This window comes from Pseudoalteromonas prydzensis (assembly GCF_001661495.1).
Classification (GTDB): Bacteria; Pseudomonadota; Gammaproteobacteria; order Enterobacterales; family Alteromonadaceae; genus Pseudoalteromonas; species Pseudoalteromonas prydzensis.
The window spans coordinates 346,661-364,507 of the sequence record NZ_BDDT01000002.1 but is presented as its reverse complement, the minus strand read 5'-3'; the positions used below and the strand labels follow the sequence as shown (position 1 = coordinate 364,507).

Below are 17,847 nucleotides of genomic sequence, written 5' to 3'. Positions count from 1 at the left end.
AAAATACGCTGAAACTGGCCTTCTCGGATTAATTGCAAAGGCAACCACGTTGCTTTACCTGCCTCTGGAAAGGCTTGTAATAATGTTGAGGATCCGTACTTAGTGTTACAAAGATAAATGCGTTTCAATTATTAGTTTTAGCACTAATTACAGCTTGAGAAATCAGCTCATCCAGTTGATTTTGCTGCAGCTTGACTTGGTGTTGTCGCTGCTTTTGCAGCTGCTTGGCAAGCACTCCTTCAAGCCCTTTAGTGAATGACAGCTGCTGCACACAAGCATGTTGCTGTCGAGACTGATCGCCTTGCAATTGCATTACCCGCTCTGATTGTTGTTGTGATAAGCCATGTAGAATATGTTTCATACCCGCAAGATTTTGCAGATCCAGCGCACTTCGCATTTGATTATTGGTTTGCATACCATCAATAAATTGCTTTAGCTGTGCTAAGCGTTGTTGCTCTTGCTCAGTGTGTTGTTTTAGTAATGCTTGCTCATTAAGCATGCTGTCGAGTTTCTGCTGCTGCAGCTGTTTAAATTTATCAAGCACGATGTTTTCCTATTAACTGTGATAACTTTTGCTGAGTGACCTCAAAATCCGCTTTTTCACTTAATGCTTGGCATAAAAATGATTCTATTTCTGGGTATAACTGCACAGCTAAATCAAGCTCAGTATCTTTTCCAGCCTGATAAGCGCCTAAGGGAATGAGTTCATGAACTTGCAAATAACGGCTATACAATTTTTTTAATTTATAGCAAAACGCTAATTGCTCAGCAGAGACAATATTTGGCATCACCCGGCTAATTGAAGCACCAATATTAATAGCTGGATAATGGCCTTTTTCTGCTAATGAGCGGTCAAGCACAATGTGACCATCCAAAATGGCTCTGGCATTATCGGCTATCGGGTCTTGTTGGTCGTCACCTTCGGCTAACACAGTATAAATCGCAGTCATTGAACCGTGACTTCTCTCGCTATTACCTGAACTTTCAACTAATTGCGTTAGTTTACTAAATACCGATGGTGGGTAGCCTTTTGCTACTGGTAATTCACCAACGGCTAAACCGATTTCACGTTGTGCTTGGGCATAACGCGTTAATGAGTCCATTAACAGTAAAACATTCAGGTTTTGATCACGATAAAAAGCAGCTAACTGATGGCTTAGTTCAGCCGCTTTAGCGCGCAGTAAAGGAGAGTCATCCGCAGGAGATGCAATAACAATGGCTTTTTTTAACCCTTCAGGACCTAAACTTTGTTCGATAAATTCTTTTACTTCCCAACCACGCTCGCCCACTAAGGCAACAATCACCACATCGGCACTGGTGAAACGCGTCATCATCGCTAGTAACTTACTTTTACCTACACCAGAACCCGCAAATAAACCAAGGCGCTGGCCTTTGCCAACAGTGAATAAGCCATTGATGGTGCGAACACCTACATCAAGTGGTTCACTCACGCCTTTTCGTTGTAATGGATTAAGCGAAGCTTGCTTTTTTAAAATGCAATCTGAACCCAGTGGCGCTTTAACCAGAGCACCTAAATCATCAATTGGCTGCATTTGAGCATCAATAACGCGCCCGAGTAATGAACTGTCTACTTTGACCATTTGGCTCTCGGCGACCGCTCTAACTCTTGCTCCTGCATATAAACCATCAGCCTTATTTAATAACATCAAAAACGCTTTGCTATCATCAAAACCGATGACTTGAGCATCATTCCAGGCGCCATCAATTCCTTCCACTTGATACTTTTTAGCCATTAGAAACTGGCCACCAACTGCGGTTAACGTCATACCATTTACCCGCACCAAGCGGCCATAGCTCTGCACTAAAGGAGGAGTTGCTAAATACTTAGTTGCCGATAAGACTGCCTGAGATAAAGTGTTATTCATCAGCTATTGAGCCATTCATTAACGCTGGAGTGATTTCAGTAAATACAGCGTCAAGCCGCTCAGTTAAAGATAAACTATGACTTTGCTCACTGGAGATTAACTTTACTGTGCCACTTGCAAGTTGATGTTCAAAACTGACTTTTAATTGACTGTTTTCAAAGCAAGTTTGCGCAATTAAATCAGCATCTGCGGCTGAAAAGACAATTTCGTGCACCTCATCGCGTCCTGCCAATAAGCTTAAAGCTTGCTCTACTAAATCAATTAAACATTGTGGCTGTAACTGTAATTCACTAGCGATCACGCGCTCTGCAACTTTCGCAACCAGCACACTGATATCTTTTAACACTTCATTTGATTGTATATTAAATTGCTGCTTAAACTGCAAACAAAGCACTTCAAACTGCGCTGTTAACTGCTGCTTGAGCTCATGTTCACGGGCATTAAGTAACGCCTCAGCACGCTCATTAATATGTTTTTCAATTTCAGTTTGCAACATAGCTTTACCTTGTTGTAAACCATCATCAAAACCTTTTTGCCAGGCTAGTTGCTCAGCAGCATCAATTCGCTGCTGAACACTTTGATGCTGCTGAGCCTTAGTTAGTGTTGGAAAACGAAATGCTTGCATAACAATTAACCTGCTGTTTCTTCTTGGTATAATTGATAACTGATTTCTTCTCGCTTACTCATATCACGGACGATTGCCATAATTTCACGTCGCGCAGCTTCCACTTTACTAACAGGTTGCGATGTTGTTGCTTCTAATTGCTGCTGATAGACTTGCGCTAAACGCTTTGGCAGCGCTCCTAACAAACGCGTAATAATCACTTCGTCTGCACCTTTTAATGCCATAAGCCAAAGTTCATCCGGCACATCGTTCATTAATTGCGAGAGTGTTTCATCGTTTTGTAGTAATAAGCTAGCAAAGTCATACATACGTTCTTGTACGGCATCGGCTACTCGTAAGTCATGCTTTCTAATAACTTCAATAATTTGGCTCTTATTGCCATTATATCGACTCATAATATCAGCCACCTTATCAACACCATTAACCCGAGAGCCAACTTGACGACCAACAAAATCAACGCACGCTTCCACAGTTAAGCGAATATCGTCCATAACATGCTCACTTACTTCCCGTAAGCTGGCGATACGGTAAAGTAAATCTTCATGCCTAGCCTCAGGAAACAAGGCTATTACTGCCGCCGCCTGCTCTGCGGGTAAAAAAGCTAAAAATAGAGCCTGCATCTGCACATGTTCATGCTCTAAAAAACGCACAATCAGTTCAGGTGGGATCCACTCTAATCGGCGTAAGTCATCACTCATGGCCCCACCATAAATATCATCCAACATACCCCGTGCTAAGCGACGGCCGACCGCCTTATCCAATGCTCTTTCAAGGTATAGCCGCGATGCGCCATTGACACCACTTTCATTACGATAACAATCAAAAAAACTGGTTAAGGTATCAGCCACATCATGCTTAGTAATATTCGCAATACTGGCCATACGCTGTGAAATAGCTTGTACTTCTCGACGCCCTAATTTACGAATAACACTGGCCGCATTTTCTTCACCCATACTAAGCAGTAAAATAGCAGCTCTATCTAAGGAGGCTCGTGCAGTTATTGGTGCTGTCACATTATCTTGATTTGCTTGATTCAACTTCAACTCCTTGCTCTACCCAATATTTGATAACTGATGTAACACGCTCAGTTTCTCGACTAGCCAATAACTGCATATGCGCAATTTGTTCTTCAAAATCACCACCCACTTTTGGTAAAGCGATATTCTCACCCTCTTGATGCTCTTGGTCTGAGTGTTCGCTTCGCTCCAATGCACCATCAAGTGGTGTACTTTGTCGTTCATAAGCGTCAGATTTATTTTCCGCGGTATTATTTTCATCATTTTCAGTACTCGTTAAAGCGGTACTTTTACCTTTGATCAAATGATTAACCAACGGCCTAACAGCAAATAAAATCAGCATTAAGCTAATGAATGAGCCAAATACGTAACGAGCATATTCGCGAATTTCAGGCATCTGCCACCACTGTAAACCATCAGCTGCCATGAAAGGCTGCGCTTCTACAAACGCAAAGCTAGTGATGTTAAATTGATCGCCCCGCTGTTGATTAAACCCAGTTGCTGTTTTCACCATTTCCCCCAAAGAGTTCAGACCATCTTGACTCCATCCTTGATCACTTGTTGCGGCTTGTTCATTAACTAGCACAGATACACTCATTGAACTTAATCTGCCAACTTCGTAGCGGGTGTGAGTCACTGAGCGACCATTTTCATATTCACGGCTACTTTCACTTCGCTCAGACACACGTTCGTTATCGTTTTGTTCACCTTCTTGATCAGGTAAAGGGGGTTGATTTGCTAAAGCACCAGGTATTCCTCCTGCGAATTGATCTTGGCGGGAATCCGACTTTACCAACTCCTGCTTTAATACACCTTGTGGGTCAACCGCTTCTCGGGTTTCTTCAACAACACTAAAATCAACATCGGTAGATACTTGAATGCGAAAGTTACCTTCCCCTAAAATTGGCAGTAGCATGATTTCAGCACGCTGCTCTATGTTGCGTTCTATTTTTTCTATAAAGGCAAGTTTTTTATCACTTTCTTTCCCGACTGGTGTGGTATCAAACAGATCACCTGACAATAACTTGCCACGTTGATCAACCACTGAGACTTCCCGTGCGCTTAACCCTGACACTGAGCCAATGACCAATGAAATAATGGCTTCAACTTGTTCTGGCTTTAGCTCATGTCCTGGGGCTAAATCAACCATAACCGACGCTGCTGACTTTTGCTCTTCTCGGCCAATAAATAAACTGCGCTTTGGGATAGCTAAGTGGACGCGTGCGTTGCGTACCCCTTGCATGTTGATTATGGTGCGTGCCAACTCCCCTTCTAAGGCATGTTGATACTGCATCGACTCCATAAATTGGCTGGTCCCCATTGACACTTTGGTCGTCAAGTTATCAACCCCTTCAGGCATTGACGCTTTTATACCGCGAGCAGCCAAGGTGATCCGCGCATCCGCCAGTTTTTCCTGTGGCACTAAAATATTGCCAGTATCATTATCGATGCGGAATACAATTTGTTCTTTATCTAAAATCTCTAAAATATTCGCTTTGTCATAACTTTCTTGATTACCGTACAAAGGCACGTAATTCTTTGCTGAAGTCCACAGAATGACAACAATCGTCGCGGCAACCAAGGTTGCAAGTAATGCAATGGTTGCAACATTGCGGTCATTGCTTTTCGTCGAGAAATTAATTTTATTTGAGAAACTTACCACCTTCTCACGTAAATTTGTCTCTGCAGATAGCGGCGGTACTGCTTTGGTTAATTCGCCTTTCATAGCAACCTCTATAATGACATGCGCATGACATCATCGATGCCATTTAACAGTTTATTGCGCACTTCCATCAGCATGGAAAAGCTTAAACTAGCCTTTTGACTCGCGACCATAGCCCCTACAACATCATCACTTTGACCAGTATCTACAGCATGCATCATTTGTGAAGAGATATTTTGCTGCTCATTTATTGCACGAACCACAGTCTTAAACTCATTGCTTAGCTCTGCATCTTGGTATTTACTTGCTGCAGGAGCAATCTGTTCAGCTGCGGCAAGTTGCTGCATATCAGTCATTTTTCCAAGCAACAAGCGTTGACTTTCAATGGGTGACATTGTCTTACTCCTTAATTAAGCGATAGCGTCTATATCCATGCCGTATTCACGCATGGCTGCAATTTTGTATCTGAGGGCGCGAGTACTTACGCCAAGCGCCTCAGCTGTTTGTGTTCGGTGACCATTAAAGCGGCTTAGTAAATTGTAGATGTAATCAAATTCAGCTTGTTTCTTGCTTTCTTTCAATTTTGACGTACTTGCGCTTGGTAATGTTTTTACATTTTCTGGTAGATTTAAATCGGTAGCTTGGATTTCGATACCTCGCGCCATAACTAAGGCCCGCTGCACAACATTCTCTAGCTCTCTCACATTCCCAGGCCAGTGGTAGTCCTGCATTATTTGCTCAGCTTCACTACTAAAATGAAATTTTTCTTCGTCGTATTTCGCAATAAAATAATTCGCAAGGGGTAAAATATCGTCACAACGATCCCTTAGTGCAGGCCACATTAATGGCAGGACATCTAAACGATAAAATAAATCTTCGCGAAATTGGCCTTTTTCAACTTGCTCCCGTAGTGGCTTATTGCAGGCCGCAATAACACGGATATCAAGCTTTATAGGTTGATGACTGCCAAGCCTTTCAACTTCACGCTCTTGTAATACACGCAGTAATTTAGCTTGTAAATCCAATGGCAGTTCCGTAATTTCATCAAGTAAAATAGTCCCGCCATTAGCGAGTTCAAACTTACCTGCTTGTTGCGCGACAGCGCCTGTGAAAGCGCCTTTGTTATAGCCAAATAACATGGATTCCAGCATATTTTCAGGAATAGCGGCACAGTTAACAGCAACAAATGGCTTATCTGCCCGTGGCGACGATTGGTGAATAAAATTAGCTAGCTTTTCTTTACCCGTACCGGACTCTCCCATAATTAAAACGCTGGCAGATGTTTGTGCTGCACGGTTTGCAAGGCGAAGTACCTGTTGCGACTTTAACGACACCGCAATTAAGTCACTGACTCCATGCTTCATCGAATCAGCATTACGAATCGTTAATTTTAATTGGTCTGCAAAGAATGGTTTTAATAGAAAATCCACTGCGCCATTATTAAGTGATTGTGATGCCAGCTCACCTTGACTTGACTCAACTAACGAAATAATTTGGCAACTGAGATGAGTTCGTTTAACAAGTTTCACCAAATCCACTAGATTCATTTGCGCTTGCTGTGCATCAATAAGTACTAATTCCGGCTGATAACTTAAGCAATAACTAATGGCATCAGGGATTGATTCTGTATACAGTAACTCATACTGCTCATCATTGATCGCCAATTCAATTTCACGAGATGGTTGCTCTGGAGCAAGCCATAATAGATGTTTTTGATCCATAAATTCCTCCTCAAACACCTTAGCTATTTTGACGAAATAGACGAATTAAAACGCGTCTGTTAGATGACTGCCCACTCGTATCTGCATTATTCGCAACCGGGTAACGACCACCATGCGCCCTAATTTCAATAAGTTGCGAATCAATACCTAATTCAATTAACCGAGAAGCGACATCATCCGCTCTTTCTTTTGACAGCAAACGATTTGCCAACGGCGATCCGACATTGTCAGTGTGGCCATCGATCATGACTTTATTAACTGTTGGGTCGAGTTGAATATAGCGAACCAACTTTTCTAGATAGCTTAAATCTTCATGGCGCTTAACCACACGCTCACCGGAGTCAAAGCTAATTTCATAATCTCTTGCTTGCTGCCAAGAAAGTGGTGCCAATTGTTCGCGGCATTGCTGATATTGATTGATAGCGCTATCACTATGTGTGGTAGGAAAAGTTAACCTAAGCTGCTCATCGCCAAACCCTATGATAGTGTCTAGCCAATAGCCTTGTTTAATTGCACTAAGAAGTGGTGCTACACCTTGCACAAACATCACTTGCTGCTGGACAATATCAGCTGAAAAGAATTGTATTGTTGGCGCTGTAATATGCTGATTTTGCCAATCACCTTTACGCGTAAATACGCGCACATCAGTAATTGCACGCTCTGTTAACAGCCATTCAAAATCTAAATATTGTGCTCTAGCCGGTTTACTCACTACGCTTAGCTTTGCATAGTTATCGAGTTTTTGACTCAATTGACAATGAAATGCATCGCCACTGACATGCCATGTTGCAAGTTCGTAGTTTTGAGTAATTGTACGTTCTGCTTTTAATGGCGGAGCGTAAGCAACTAAACAGCCCATAACTGTAAAAGCAGATGCTATTACAAGTTGCTCTGAGTAATTCATTGATATTCCAAATTATCATAAACAGCCCAATTAAAGGCTTAATGTATACAATAAGCGGAACAAACTGTCTGAATAGACATTAGGAAGTGCCGCTAAGTTAATGTAACCCCACTATCATGACCATATTATTGGCTGTAGACTGGAAGCTTTGCGTCCTACCCTTTCGGTGTAGTTTGCCATTTAATTGTCTTAGTTTCCGACTTGATTACATTTATTATTAAAACGTTAACAAGTACCTGTTAATAATTGATTATAGTTAAAAAAAATAAAAAAGCAACAGAACGCCACTATATTCACACTTTATTCATATTTACTTGGTTACCCTAAGGAGCCAACAATATTTACTTTAACATTATCAGGCACTTCATTGTAGGACAGCACCGCTAAGCCGCCTTTCGTAAATGAACGAGCATAGCGTGCAAGTAGTGGCCTTAATTGCGGAATTACGATTAATACTGGTGATACACCAATCGCTTTCATTTCATCTAAAATAATCGGCATCGCACGTTGGAATTGCCCCAGTAAATTAGGGTCAACAGCAAAACTATCAAGCGCTACTTTCCCCGCTTGCATTGCTTGCTCTAGCGAACTTTGCATTGTGTGCTCTAATTTTTCACCAAGGCTATATGCCGTTAATTCATCACGACTGCCCATCACTTGCTTTACTAACAAACGCTGTAATGCACAGCGAACATCAGCGGCTAATAAAATCGGATCTTTTGTTACTTCAATGCTATCAACTAAAGTGCCCGCAATCGTTACAATATCGCCAATAGCAACATGTTCTTTTAAAAGCATTCGCATGACTTTTAGCTGCAAGTTAATCGGTAATGATTTTTCTAAGGCATCGGCTAAACTTGGCGAGATAGCTTTTAATCGCTCATGTAGGTTTTGTATATCTTCATAGCTAAATAACTCATCTAAATGCTGCTTTATTATCTTACCCATGTGCGTTGCAACAACCGTTGCTAAGTCAACCACGGAGTAACCCATGTTTAACGCTTTTGCTTTATTTTGTTCCTCAACCCACACAGCTTCTAAGCCATATGCAGGATCTGTAGTTAGTTCACCATCTAATTGACCGTAGGTTTCACCTGTATTCAGTGCCAATAATTGTTTTGCATTTAATTGCCCAGATGCCACTGCAACCCCGGCTAACTTAATTTTATATTCTTGCGGGTTGAGATTGAGGTTATCTTTGACTCTGATTTCAGGTAATAAAAACCCTAATTGTTCAGACAGACTTTTGCGCATGCCACGAATGGTTTTAGCCAGCTCCTCACCTTTTTCTTTGTCAGCTAAATAAACGAGGCGAAAACCAAGTTCAACACTTAGCTTATCTACGTGTGGAATATCTTGCCAGCTAAGTGCCGATTGCTCTTGAGCAATCGTATCGGTCATATTTTGTGCTTCATCCAACTGCCCATCATGGGCACTTTTGTATAATCGCCATGCAACGTATAACAATGGTAAGCCAAAACCAATAAACGCTAGACTTGGCATACCCGGTACAACACCAAGCACTAACATCACAATTGCGGCTGTTAGGATGACCCGTGGAGAAGCTAACAACTGGCTCCCTACAGCTTCACTCATGTCCCCTTCATCATTCATTCGCGTAACGATAATGGCTGCTGCAACAGCAAGTAATAATGAAGGGACTTGAGCAACTAAGCCATCACCTATGGTTAACAATGCAAAGCGCTGAAAAGCTTCAGCCATGCTTAAATCATGTTGGAATACACCGATACTGACACCACCTAATAAATTGATCACCAAAATGATCAGTCCAGCAATGGCATCACCTCGAACAAATTTAGACGCCCCGTCCATCGAGCCGTAAAAATCCGCTTCTTTGGCAATAGTTGCACGGCGCTCTTTAGCTTGTTCAGGACCAATTAAACCAGCATTTAAATCCGCGTCTATTGCCATTTGTTTACCTGGCATGGCATCAAGGGTAAAGCGCGCAGCCACTTCAGAAATACGCTCGCCGCCTTTGGTGATCACCACAAAGTTAATCACCATCAAAATAATAAAAACCACAATACCGACGACATAATTACCGCCAATCACCACTTCACCAAAGGCTTGAATTACTCTACCTGCCACGTCTGAACCTTCATGCCCGTGTAGTAGCACGACGCGTGTCGACGCGATATTGAGGGTTAATCGCATTAAGGTTGCGACCAATAAAATAGTTGGAAAAACAGAAAAATCCAATGGCTTAGCACTTGATACTGCAACTAAAAGTACAATCACTGACAACACAATATTGAAGGTAAATAAAGTGTCTAATAACCACGCTGGCAATGGCAATATAACCATAGACAAAATAGCTAAGAGTAATACCGGTATTGCAGTGTATGGTCGGGTTAAACTACGCCAATTCAAAGTCATTCTCCACTTCTATGGTTTTTGTAAGTTGGTTGGGATTTCAAGTTCAGGTAGTGGCGCTGGAGCTTGTCCACGCCCTTGCTTATAAGCTTTTAATTGCATGACATAAGTCAGTACATAGGCCACCGCTTTATATAAGCCATTAGGCACTTCTTGGTCTATTCGAGTTGAAAAATAAATGGCTCGTGCAAGTGCAGGTAATTCAATCACCTCTTTGTTATGCTCGCGCCCTAAGGTCCTGATCCGTAAAGCCATCTCATCCATGCCTTTAGCGACAACATAGGGCGCTTTCGCTTTTTCTTCGTTATAACGAATAGCGACTGCATAATGAGTCGGGTTGGTAACAATGACATCTGCTGTAGGGACACGCTCTTCGATACGGCGGCTTGCTTGTTGGTACTGTATTTGTCTAATTTTACTTTTGATCTCAGGGTTACCATCTGATGTTTTGCGTTCTTCTTTTACTTCCTGATGTGTCATTTTTATTTTGTCGAGAATTTGCTTTTGTTGAAAAGGCACATCAATCACGGCAACAAATAACAATAGGGTAACGGTGATCATCATTGCCAAAAACAACAGGCTAATACCTTGATTTAATGCCACTTGTAAATCTTGGTTTTGTAGTGCAATTAGCTGCTGCCAAAGCTGAGTTAAAAAGCTAAATAAACAGATTGCTAGTAACGCTATTTTGACCATTGATTTTAGTAATTCGATGAAAACTTGTTTGCCAAACATCCGACCTAAACCCGATATTGGGTTTAGCTTACTGAATTTAGGAGCGATCAATTTCTTAGAGAAAATAAAACCACCAGGCAAAACACCGGTGATCCACATAGCCGCAAAAGCTAACAATAAAAATGGCACAAGAGTGGCCAACATATCGAGTAATGCCACTGCAATCGCATTGGTCATTAATTTATTGTTCTCTAAAATTGTATGATCTAGCTGCATAGTGCTGCGCATCAATTCGATAAATAGGTTATAAAATAAATTGGCAAAGCAAAGTAACCCAGCCACACTCACCATCAGTAAAATTGCTGTATTGAGTTCTTTTGAACGCGCGACTTGCCCCTCTTCACGGGCTTTTTTAAGACGTTTCTCAGTAGGCTGTTCTGTTTTTTCTTGTGCGCTGTTGTCAGACATTTACCCTCCCATTGCCGTATTGAACACAGTTAATACATGGTAAGTAAGATTAGCAAAGGCGCTACCCGTATAGCTTAGTGTCATAAACACGCAAAAGAACCCCATGATTAATGCCATAGGGAAACCCAACACAAATATATTCAGTGCAGGTGCTGCTCGACTTGCAACACCAAAAGTCAAGTTCACCAGCATCATGGCGATTACGCCTGGCAAAGCGAGCAACAAAGTAGACGCTAATAGCCAAGCAAACAGATTAACCACAGCCATAATATCAAGGTTGTAGATGCTATTGCCGATAGGCCATACTGAGAAACTTTCCACCATGACATGCAAAGTGATCAAATGCCCATCAGCAGCAAAAAATAATAATGCCGCCATGAGCCAAAATAACTGGCCAAGTAGCGCCACTTGGTTGCCACTCCCTGGGTCCATCACAAGTGCCATTGATAACCCCATTTGCATTGATAGCACTAATCCCACTAATGACATAACTTCAAATAAAAGCCTTAACGCTAATCCCATCAGCACACCAAAAATAATTTGCTCTACAGTTAACACTACGCCATCAAGAGAAAATATATCTACCGCAGGCGCCAACGGCAGTTGCCCTGCCACTAAGAAAGCCAGCATCATTGCTAAAAGAATTCTTGAGCGTGGCGTGACTGCTGGATTTTCAAAAACAGGCATGGCCCATAACAACGCCGAAAATCGCACAAAGGGCCACCACATGGTGCCCATCCAACTAACGATATCATTGCTGGTTAACGCGATTAATGAGTTCACCCAAAGACTCCTGGGATCATAAATTTTAAGTTATCAAACCATGTCAATAAGGTTCTCACTAACCAATGACCTGCAAACACCACCATCAGCAGGGTTAATAGCATACGCGGTAAAAAAGTAAGGGTTTGTTCTTGAATAGAAGTTGCCCCTTGGATCACAGCAACCACAATGCCTAAAATTAGTCCTGGCACAATCAGCACTAAGATCATCTCAATGATGGTGTAAACAGCGTCGGCTATCAGTTGGGTCGCCATTTCTGGGCTCATGGCTGCGCACCAAATGTGGCTGCTAAGGTACCCGCCACCATCGACCAGCCATCGGCCAAAACAAACACCATCAATTTAAATGGTAAACTTATTATCAAAGGCGACAGCATCATCATCCCCATCGACATCAGAACACTAGCAACCACCAAATCAATAATCAAAAATGGAATAAACAACATAAAGCCAATTTGAAAGGCAGTAGTAAGCTCACTCAGTACAAACGCCGGCATCAACACCTCAAAAGGAATTTCTTCTGCCTTTAAGGTTGTTGGTTCATTGGCAATAAGAAGTACCTGATGAAGCTCACTCTCTCGTGTTTGCTTAAGCATAAAAGCACGCAGTGGTTGCTCTGCACGGATAAGCGCTTGCTCTAAGCCCATTTCCTCTGCTTGAAAGGGTTTGTAAGCATTTTGATAAATATCTTGCCAAACTGGACGCATGATCAGCATGGTCAACATTAAGGCTATGCCAATTAACACCTTATTTGGCGGGCTTTGCTGTAATCCCATCGCTTGACGCAAAATAGCCAGCACCACAACGATACGGGTAAAAGAGGTTAACACCATTAACAGCGCAGGTATTAAGCTAAGCACTGTCATCATTAACAGAATTTGTAGTTTAACGCTGTAGTCTTGTCCTTGCTCCGTATCACGCAAAGAAAATAACGTTAACTCTTGAGCACTTAACCAAGTTGGCAGCAAACAAACAACTAAGCAGAACCCTACTTTTAATACGCTGCGTATGTTCATTTATTATTTATCCGCCTCAATTTGCTTATCATGAGCAATAAATTTAATGCCATACTGGCCATCAACCATCACCACTTCAGCTTTAGCAAAATAAACGCCATTCACTTTCACATCCATTGGCTCTCCAGCCGCTTTGTCTAAGCGCAGTACATCGCCATGTGTTGCCTGTGACAGCTCACCTAAGGTGAGCTCTGTGCTCGCTACTTCCAGTGTGATAGTTAACGGCACATCGGCAAACATCGACATATCATTGTCTTCACTTGGAGAAGTGGTTAAATCGTCTAAGCCGTCTAGCTCTAAGCCGGCTAAGGCATCATCAAGGTTATCGCTCATTATTGGTTTACTCTTTATTGAAGTTATTTATGATTTGAAAGGTCAATGCTGCATCTTGCTCTACAATTTGGCCTGTAAAAATGGTGTCTTTGCCTAATTTAAACGGCGCAGGTTCGCTCAGCTCGATTGCTAAAATTTCGCCATTGAGGGCAGCTTTAAGCTGCTTTAGTGTGACTTTCTTTTGTGCCATCTCAACACGGCCCTGTACCAAAAACTCATGACTTTTTGACATGTTGAGATACTGTGGCTGTTCGATTGCTTCTGCTTTATTGTTAGCGTAACTAAAAAACGCCACAGGTAGCCAAATAAACCAACTGATCACATCATTATCGAGGATCAAGCGAACTTTAAATGCCAAGTAATTTACGGCACTGGGTAAGTTATTGGTGCTACACGGCTCAGCTAACAAACACGCTCGTTCTTTAAATAGGAGTTCTTGAATGCCTTGTACTTGCTTTTGCAGTAATCTGGCGCAAATACGACTTTCGCTTAGGCTTAACTCTGGGGGGGACTTATCCACTATCATTGTACTTGGTTGACTCAAGTCACCACCTAAGCAAAGATCAGCCATACGATGTGCACTTTTATAATCCAGAGCAATGTAAGCATCGCTATCAATAGGCTCAAACACCGTACTTTTAAAAAACACTCGCTTGGCTTCACCGAGCCAACTTTGTAACGTGCTATGTGAACAAAGGTTGATATCGACAGCAAACTGGCTATCGTTAAATAACTGTGCTAACTCAAATTCAACGGCTTTGTGTAAACTAAACTCAGCAGCTCGTTGATAGGCAACTTCATATTGTCTCTGCTGCTGCGTGATTGCATACGGCATACACGCTTTAGCTTGCTCAGCCTTGTAGAGTTTTATTTTTGGCTTTACAGTTTGCTTCATAATTTTCCTACTAGCCTCTATTTACTGCTAAACGCTGCCGCTTGACGCGCTTGTTTTTGTAATTCAGCAACGAGTTCAATGCGTTTTAATTCATCTTTTGCTTGCCATTCAATGCCAACAAAATTAAGTTTTTCAGTCACAGTACGGGTATATTTAATAATGCCAATAAAGCTATTTGTGCTGTTGAACGACACGCGTATCTTGCGTGGTAATCGATGCTCACTGGGCACTAAAATTCCTGCGCCACCGACACTGATATCTTTAATCACAGCGCGGCATAAAAAGTAATTAAAAAACCATGGATGATGTAACTTAACGGCAATTCCTCCCTGCTGCATTGCTGCTGGGATCTCACGGCTCGCATTGAATAATGACCAACGCGGGTGGCTACGTTTTGATTTTGCGAATTTATTCATGTAGCCCCTGCGAACGTAAAACAGGTTCATTTGCAGTCGCTGCACTGGCAGCCTTTTTTACAGGGTTATTGACATTATCTTCAGCAAACATTTGATTTAATTCAGCTTCGGCTTTTTTTGTCAGTATCAGGATCTCTACTCGTCTATTTTCACTGGCAAACTTATCATCAACGTTAATTAAACGGTTTGCAGAAAAAGCATTTACTTGCATCACTTGAGATTGCAACATGCCACCCGCTACCATGATCTTTCTGGCTTGCAATGCCCGTGCGCCGGATAAATCCCAGTTACTGTAATGATTGCCTTTATAAGCACTGGCATCACTGTGACCGGATATTATGATTTTGTTATTTATGTTTTCGAACAAGCCACCTAAATGTAAAAAGAGATCCTCAAAAAATGGTGACATCGTTTGTTCGGAGCGAGCGAACATTTGATGGTTTTTGTCATCTTTAATAATGACACGAAGGCCTGATTGCACTTTTTCAACTTGCAAATTTTGCTGTAACAACTCTTCTTTCGCTAAATCTTGGAAGCTATTTAATAGCAAACTTAAATCACTGGTTGCTGCAAATTCATTGTCTATAACAGAATTCAGCTTATCGCCCTTACCTGCCATAGGCGCATGGTCACCTTTTGGAACTTTTAAATATTCGCTCATACCTGGACGCGGATTATCGGGTGGCAATCGGTTTGACGCCTTGTGATCAACGATGGATGGAGAGCCACCTAAATCAACCGGAAACGGACTATTTCCCGGCTCAAAAATAGCGGGACTACCATCAAAAATTGAATGCGTACGCATGTAATGAGCTATATCTTTGCGCTCTTGATCGTTTGTGATAGCCATGATCCAAAGCACCATAAAAAATGCCATCATTGCTAAGGTAAAATCAGCAAAAGCCACTTTCCATGCGCCACGATGCTGCTCTTTGTTTACTGTTCTGCGGCTGCGACGAATGATAATAGGGTTAGCGTTAGGATTAGTCATTTATGCTGCCCTGTTATTGATCCACTGTTCCATCGTGGTAAAAGACGGCTTACTTTCTTCGGTGATTAACTTGCGGCCTGAATCAGTCGCAACGATCGCTACATGTCCTTTTGCATGGGCCACTAACATGGCGCGAACACACTCCAGCATAGCCATTTGCTTTTTCACATATTGGTGCATCGCTGATGACAGCGGCGCCATTAAGCAATAACAACCAAAAATACCAATAAAGGTGCCCACTAACGCAGCAGCTACGTGATAGCCGATTTCACTTAACGGTCCATCTAAATGCTGCATAGTGATAATAATGCCGCCAACCGCAGCTAAAATACCAAATCCTGGCATGGCTTCAGCTATATCAGCCAAGGCATTCGCAGGTTTTGATTTTTGCTCTTCAATGGTGAAAATCTCTAGCTCTAACATGGCGTCAAAATCATGTGGACTAATCTTTCCCATGCTATACAAGCGTAAGTTATCGCAAATAAAGGTGACTAATTGTGGAAATGCAGTTACTTGCGGGTAAGCCAAAAAAATTGAGCTAGTATCAGGGTTCTCAACATGGTCATCCAGCTCTTTAATACCTTTTAAACGTGCCAACTCTAATAAGGAATACACCACCATTAATAAGTCGTGGTATAAATCTTTATTGTTATATTCTTTGTTATTAAAAAATTGATACCTCAACTGGCTTAGCATTTCTTTAAGTACATAACGAGAATTACCAACTATTAGCGCACCTAAGCTGGCGCCAAAAATGATGACGAACTCAGCAGGCTGCCACATACTCGCTAAATTACCACCAGCAAAAGCAAAGCCACCTAATACGGCTGCTAGCACAACTATTAATCCTAAAATTCTTTGCATGATTGTTTTTCCCGGTTATTCACTTTGTTGTAATTTGCGTGTTAATGCGTCTAACGCTTGTTTATGTAGCTGACACACACGCGCTTCGGTTAAATCCAATGCGAGCGCGATTTCTTTCATATTCATTTCGTGGCTGTAATAAAGATGCAGCAATAATTTATTGCGTTCCGGCAATGTAGCCAGCACTTTTTGCAACATCAGTGCAGTTTCAGTATTAGATAATTGACGGCCTGCATCGCTGAACTGTTCTGTGCCGCCAAGCAGTCCTTCTAAGCTATCAATGGCTTCAGCTTGGCTAGCATAATGAAGCTTTAATAACTGCGTTAAATCAATGTTTAGCTCTTGGCATAACTCACTGTCACTCGGCTCACGACCTAGCTGTTTCAATAATTTACGAGTTGCATCGCGCAGTTGGTGTGATTGCTGTCTTAGCTGACGACCACGCCAGTCAATACGACGAAATTCATCAAGCATAGCGCCACGGATGCGCTTAAATGCAAAGGCCGCAAACTGCTCATCCACGTTTCGACCATAGCGACGAATGGATGACAATAGCGCCACTAATCCAATTTGCTGAATATCATCCATATCAACAACAACACCTAATTGGGTACGCATATGTGCTGCAGCACGTTTTACTAAATAGGCATAACGTTCTAGTAATTCACTTTCTACAGCCCCACTCAATAAGCTAGTCTGCGCTGCATCAGCATTGGGCCATTGTTGTTCTACTAACATGGGCGTTCTCTATTGAATGAAAACATTAGTTATCAATACGTCAGCAAGCTCAAGAGATGATTTACTTGCTAATACAGTATTAAATTGAGAGCGTAAATTGAGCTGAACCTTATCAACATCAGTAAACGTGTTACGCACTGACCCATGGTCCATATTGGCAAAATTTTTCACTAAAACATTGCGCAATACTGGCATAAAGGTTTCAGCATCCATTTCATTTTGTAATGTAGGTGCAAAACCTAAACTTAGGTCCAGTACGAGATAACGAGCATATTCATCATCTGCAACACTAATAATGAAACGCTCCATTGCCATATACTTAACATCTGGTTTGTCAATTAGCTTTGCCGGTGCTTGCTGGGCCTGTGGTTGCTGAAAATAACTTGCTGCGAAGTATCCTAGTGCTAATAACACCAAGGCGATGACTGCTAACTGTAATTTTTTCAAGGTATTAACTCCC

At 41.9% G+C, this 17,847-nt stretch carries 20 protein-coding genes and 1 riboswitch; all 20 genes read right to left on the bottom strand.

Annotation, left to right across the window (positions count from 1 at the left end; genetic code table 11):
- Positions 1-124: 124 nt before the first annotated feature.
- The 20 genes from A7968_RS06040 to A7968_RS05945 all read right to left on the bottom strand — a co-directional run bounded on the left by A7968_RS06040 (position 125) and on the right by A7968_RS05945 (position 17,834).
- The gene (locus tag A7968_RS06040; RefSeq protein WP_064665676.1) at positions 125-544 is read right to left on the bottom strand and encodes a hypothetical protein; all 420 of its coding nucleotides are present in this window, start codon (positions 542-544) and stop codon (positions 125-127) included.
- Positions 537-1,886: a FliI/YscN family ATPase gene (locus tag A7968_RS06035; protein ID WP_064665675.1), complete on the bottom strand. Its 1,350-nt coding sequence runs from the start codon at positions 1,884-1,886 to the stop codon at positions 537-539. Before A7968_RS06035 ends, A7968_RS06040 begins: the two co-directional genes overlap by 8 nt.
- Positions 1,879-2,511: a FliH/SctL family protein gene (locus tag A7968_RS06030; protein ID WP_064665674.1), complete on the bottom strand. Its 633-nt coding sequence runs from the start codon at positions 2,509-2,511 to the stop codon at positions 1,879-1,881. Before A7968_RS06030 ends, A7968_RS06035 begins: the two co-directional genes overlap by 8 nt.
- Positions 2,512-2,516: 5 nt before the next feature.
- Positions 2,517-3,548 (bottom strand): FliG C-terminal domain-containing protein, encoded by a 1,032-nt coding sequence (locus tag A7968_RS06025; RefSeq protein ID WP_227008888.1) that lies wholly within the window; start codon positions 3,546-3,548, stop codon positions 2,517-2,519.
- Positions 3,526-5,253 carry a flagellar basal-body MS-ring/collar protein FliF gene (fliF, locus tag A7968_RS06020; RefSeq protein ID WP_064665673.1) on the bottom strand — a complete coding sequence of 576 codons (1,728 nt, stop codon included), beginning with the start codon at positions 5,251-5,253 and terminating at the stop codon, positions 3,526-3,528. The genes A7968_RS06025 and fliF overlap by 23 nt, the downstream gene beginning before the upstream one ends.
- Before the next feature lie 8 nt (positions 5,254-5,261).
- Positions 5,262-5,585: a flagellar hook-basal body complex protein FliE gene (gene fliE / locus A7968_RS06015; protein WP_064665672.1), complete on the bottom strand. Its 324-nt coding sequence runs from the start codon at positions 5,583-5,585 to the stop codon at positions 5,262-5,264.
- A 15-nt stretch (positions 5,586-5,600) separates the two neighbouring features.
- Positions 5,601-6,911: a sigma-54 dependent transcriptional regulator gene (locus tag A7968_RS06010; protein WP_064665671.1), complete on the bottom strand. Its 1,311-nt coding sequence runs from the start codon at positions 6,909-6,911 to the stop codon at positions 5,601-5,603.
- Between the two features lie 19 nt (positions 6,912-6,930).
- A complete protein-coding gene (locus tag A7968_RS06005) occupies positions 6,931-7,815 on the bottom strand; it encodes a MotY family protein (protein WP_064665670.1) in 885 nt (294 codons plus the stop codon).
- Positions 7,816-7,913: 98 nt separating this feature from the next.
- A riboswitch (cyclic di-GMP riboswitch) is annotated at positions 7,914-8,003 on the bottom strand.
- 130 nt (positions 8,004-8,133) lie between these two features.
- Complete coding sequence (gene flhA / locus A7968_RS06000) at positions 8,134-10,206, bottom strand: flagellar biosynthesis protein FlhA (RefSeq protein WP_064665919.1); 2,073 nt, start codon at positions 10,204-10,206, stop codon at positions 8,134-8,136.
- A 15-nt stretch (positions 10,207-10,221) separates the two neighbouring features.
- Positions 10,222-11,352: a flagellar biosynthesis protein FlhB gene (gene flhB / locus A7968_RS05995; RefSeq protein WP_064665669.1), complete on the bottom strand. Its 1,131-nt coding sequence runs from the start codon at positions 11,350-11,352 to the stop codon at positions 10,222-10,224.
- Positions 11,353-12,135 (bottom strand): flagellar biosynthetic protein FliR, encoded by a 783-nt coding sequence (gene fliR, locus A7968_RS05990; RefSeq protein ID WP_064665668.1) that lies wholly within the window; start codon positions 12,133-12,135, stop codon positions 11,353-11,355.
- Positions 12,132-12,401 (bottom strand): flagellar biosynthetic protein FliQ, encoded by a 270-nt coding sequence (locus A7968_RS05985; protein WP_064665667.1) that lies wholly within the window; start codon positions 12,399-12,401, stop codon positions 12,132-12,134. Before A7968_RS05985 ends, fliR begins: the two co-directional genes overlap by 4 nt.
- Positions 12,398-13,150 (bottom strand): flagellar type III secretion system pore protein FliP, encoded by a 753-nt coding sequence (gene fliP, locus A7968_RS05980; RefSeq protein ID WP_084448055.1) that lies wholly within the window; start codon positions 13,148-13,150, stop codon positions 12,398-12,400. Before fliP ends, A7968_RS05985 begins: the two co-directional genes overlap by 4 nt.
- Positions 13,151-13,153: 3 nt before the next feature.
- Positions 13,154-13,483: a FliM/FliN family flagellar motor switch protein gene (locus A7968_RS05975; protein WP_064665666.1), complete on the bottom strand. Its 330-nt coding sequence runs from the start codon at positions 13,481-13,483 to the stop codon at positions 13,154-13,156.
- A gap of 7 nt (positions 13,484-13,490) precedes the next feature.
- A complete protein-coding gene (locus A7968_RS05970) occupies positions 13,491-14,378 on the bottom strand; it encodes a hypothetical protein (RefSeq protein ID WP_064665665.1) in 888 nt (295 codons plus the stop codon).
- A gap of 17 nt (positions 14,379-14,395) precedes the next feature.
- Positions 14,396-14,794: a PilZ domain-containing protein gene (locus tag A7968_RS05965; RefSeq protein WP_064665664.1), complete on the bottom strand. Its 399-nt coding sequence runs from the start codon at positions 14,792-14,794 to the stop codon at positions 14,396-14,398.
- Positions 14,787-15,785, bottom strand: a complete 999-nt coding sequence (locus A7968_RS05960; protein WP_064665663.1) for a flagellar motor protein MotB — start codon at positions 15,783-15,785, stop codon at positions 14,787-14,789. The genes A7968_RS05965 and A7968_RS05960 overlap by 8 nt, the downstream gene beginning before the upstream one ends.
- Positions 15,786-16,649 (bottom strand): flagellar motor stator protein MotA, encoded by an 864-nt coding sequence (gene motA / locus A7968_RS05955; protein ID WP_064665662.1) that lies wholly within the window; start codon positions 16,647-16,649, stop codon positions 15,786-15,788.
- 15 nt (positions 16,650-16,664) lie between these two features.
- Complete coding sequence (gene fliA, locus A7968_RS05950) at positions 16,665-17,387, bottom strand: RNA polymerase sigma factor FliA (RefSeq protein ID WP_064665661.1); 723 nt, start codon at positions 17,385-17,387, stop codon at positions 16,665-16,667.
- A 9-nt stretch (positions 17,388-17,396) separates the two neighbouring features.
- A complete protein-coding gene (locus A7968_RS05945; RefSeq protein WP_064665917.1) occupies positions 17,397-17,834 on the bottom strand; it encodes a flagellar basal body-associated FliL family protein in 438 nt (145 codons plus the stop codon).
- Between the last annotated feature and the right edge of the window lie 13 nt (positions 17,835-17,847).

Excerpts from the sequence above, each read along its gene's own strand:
- A7968_RS05960 (WP_064665663.1), bottom strand. The coding sequence starts at position 15,785 with ATGACTAATCCTAACGCTAACCCTATTATCATTCGTCGCAGCCGCAGA.
- A7968_RS05970 (WP_064665665.1), bottom strand. The coding sequence starts at position 14,378 with ATGAAGCAAACTGTAAAGCCAAAAATAAAACTCTACAAGGCTGAGCAA.
- A7968_RS05965 (WP_064665664.1), bottom strand. The coding sequence starts at position 14,794 with ATGAATAAATTCGCAAAATCAAAACGTAGCCACCCGCGTTGGTCATTA.
- A7968_RS05985 (WP_064665667.1), bottom strand. The coding sequence starts at position 12,401 with ATGAGCCCAGAAATGGCGACCCAACTGATAGCCGACGCTGTTTACACC.
- fliP (WP_084448055.1), bottom strand. The coding sequence starts at position 13,150 with ATGAACATACGCAGCGTATTAAAAGTAGGGTTCTGCTTAGTTGTTTGT.
- A7968_RS06010 (WP_064665671.1), bottom strand. The coding sequence starts at position 6,911 with ATGGATCAAAAACATCTATTATGGCTTGCTCCAGAGCAACCATCTCGT.
- A7968_RS06035 (WP_064665675.1), bottom strand. The coding sequence starts at position 1,886 with ATGAATAACACTTTATCTCAGGCAGTCTTATCGGCAACTAAGTATTTA.
- A7968_RS06030 (WP_064665674.1), bottom strand. The coding sequence starts at position 2,511 with ATGCAAGCATTTCGTTTTCCAACACTAACTAAGGCTCAGCAGCATCAA.
- flhB (WP_064665669.1), bottom strand. The coding sequence starts at position 11,352 with ATGTCTGACAACAGCGCACAAGAAAAAACAGAACAGCCTACTGAGAAA.
- A7968_RS06005 (WP_064665670.1), bottom strand. The coding sequence starts at position 7,815 with ATGAATTACTCAGAGCAACTTGTAATAGCATCTGCTTTTACAGTTATG.
- fliE (WP_064665672.1), bottom strand. The coding sequence starts at position 5,585 with ATGTCACCCATTGAAAGTCAACGCTTGTTGCTTGGAAAAATGACTGAT.
- A7968_RS05975 (WP_064665666.1), bottom strand. The coding sequence starts at position 13,483 with ATGAGCGATAACCTTGATGATGCCTTAGCCGGCTTAGAGCTAGACGGC.
- fliF (WP_064665673.1), bottom strand. The coding sequence starts at position 5,253 with ATGAAAGGCGAATTAACCAAAGCAGTACCGCCGCTATCTGCAGAGACA.
- fliA (WP_064665661.1), bottom strand. The coding sequence starts at position 17,387 with ATGTTAGTAGAACAACAATGGCCCAATGCTGATGCAGCGCAGACTAGC.
- motA (WP_064665662.1), bottom strand. The coding sequence starts at position 16,649 with ATGCAAAGAATTTTAGGATTAATAGTTGTGCTAGCAGCCGTATTAGGT.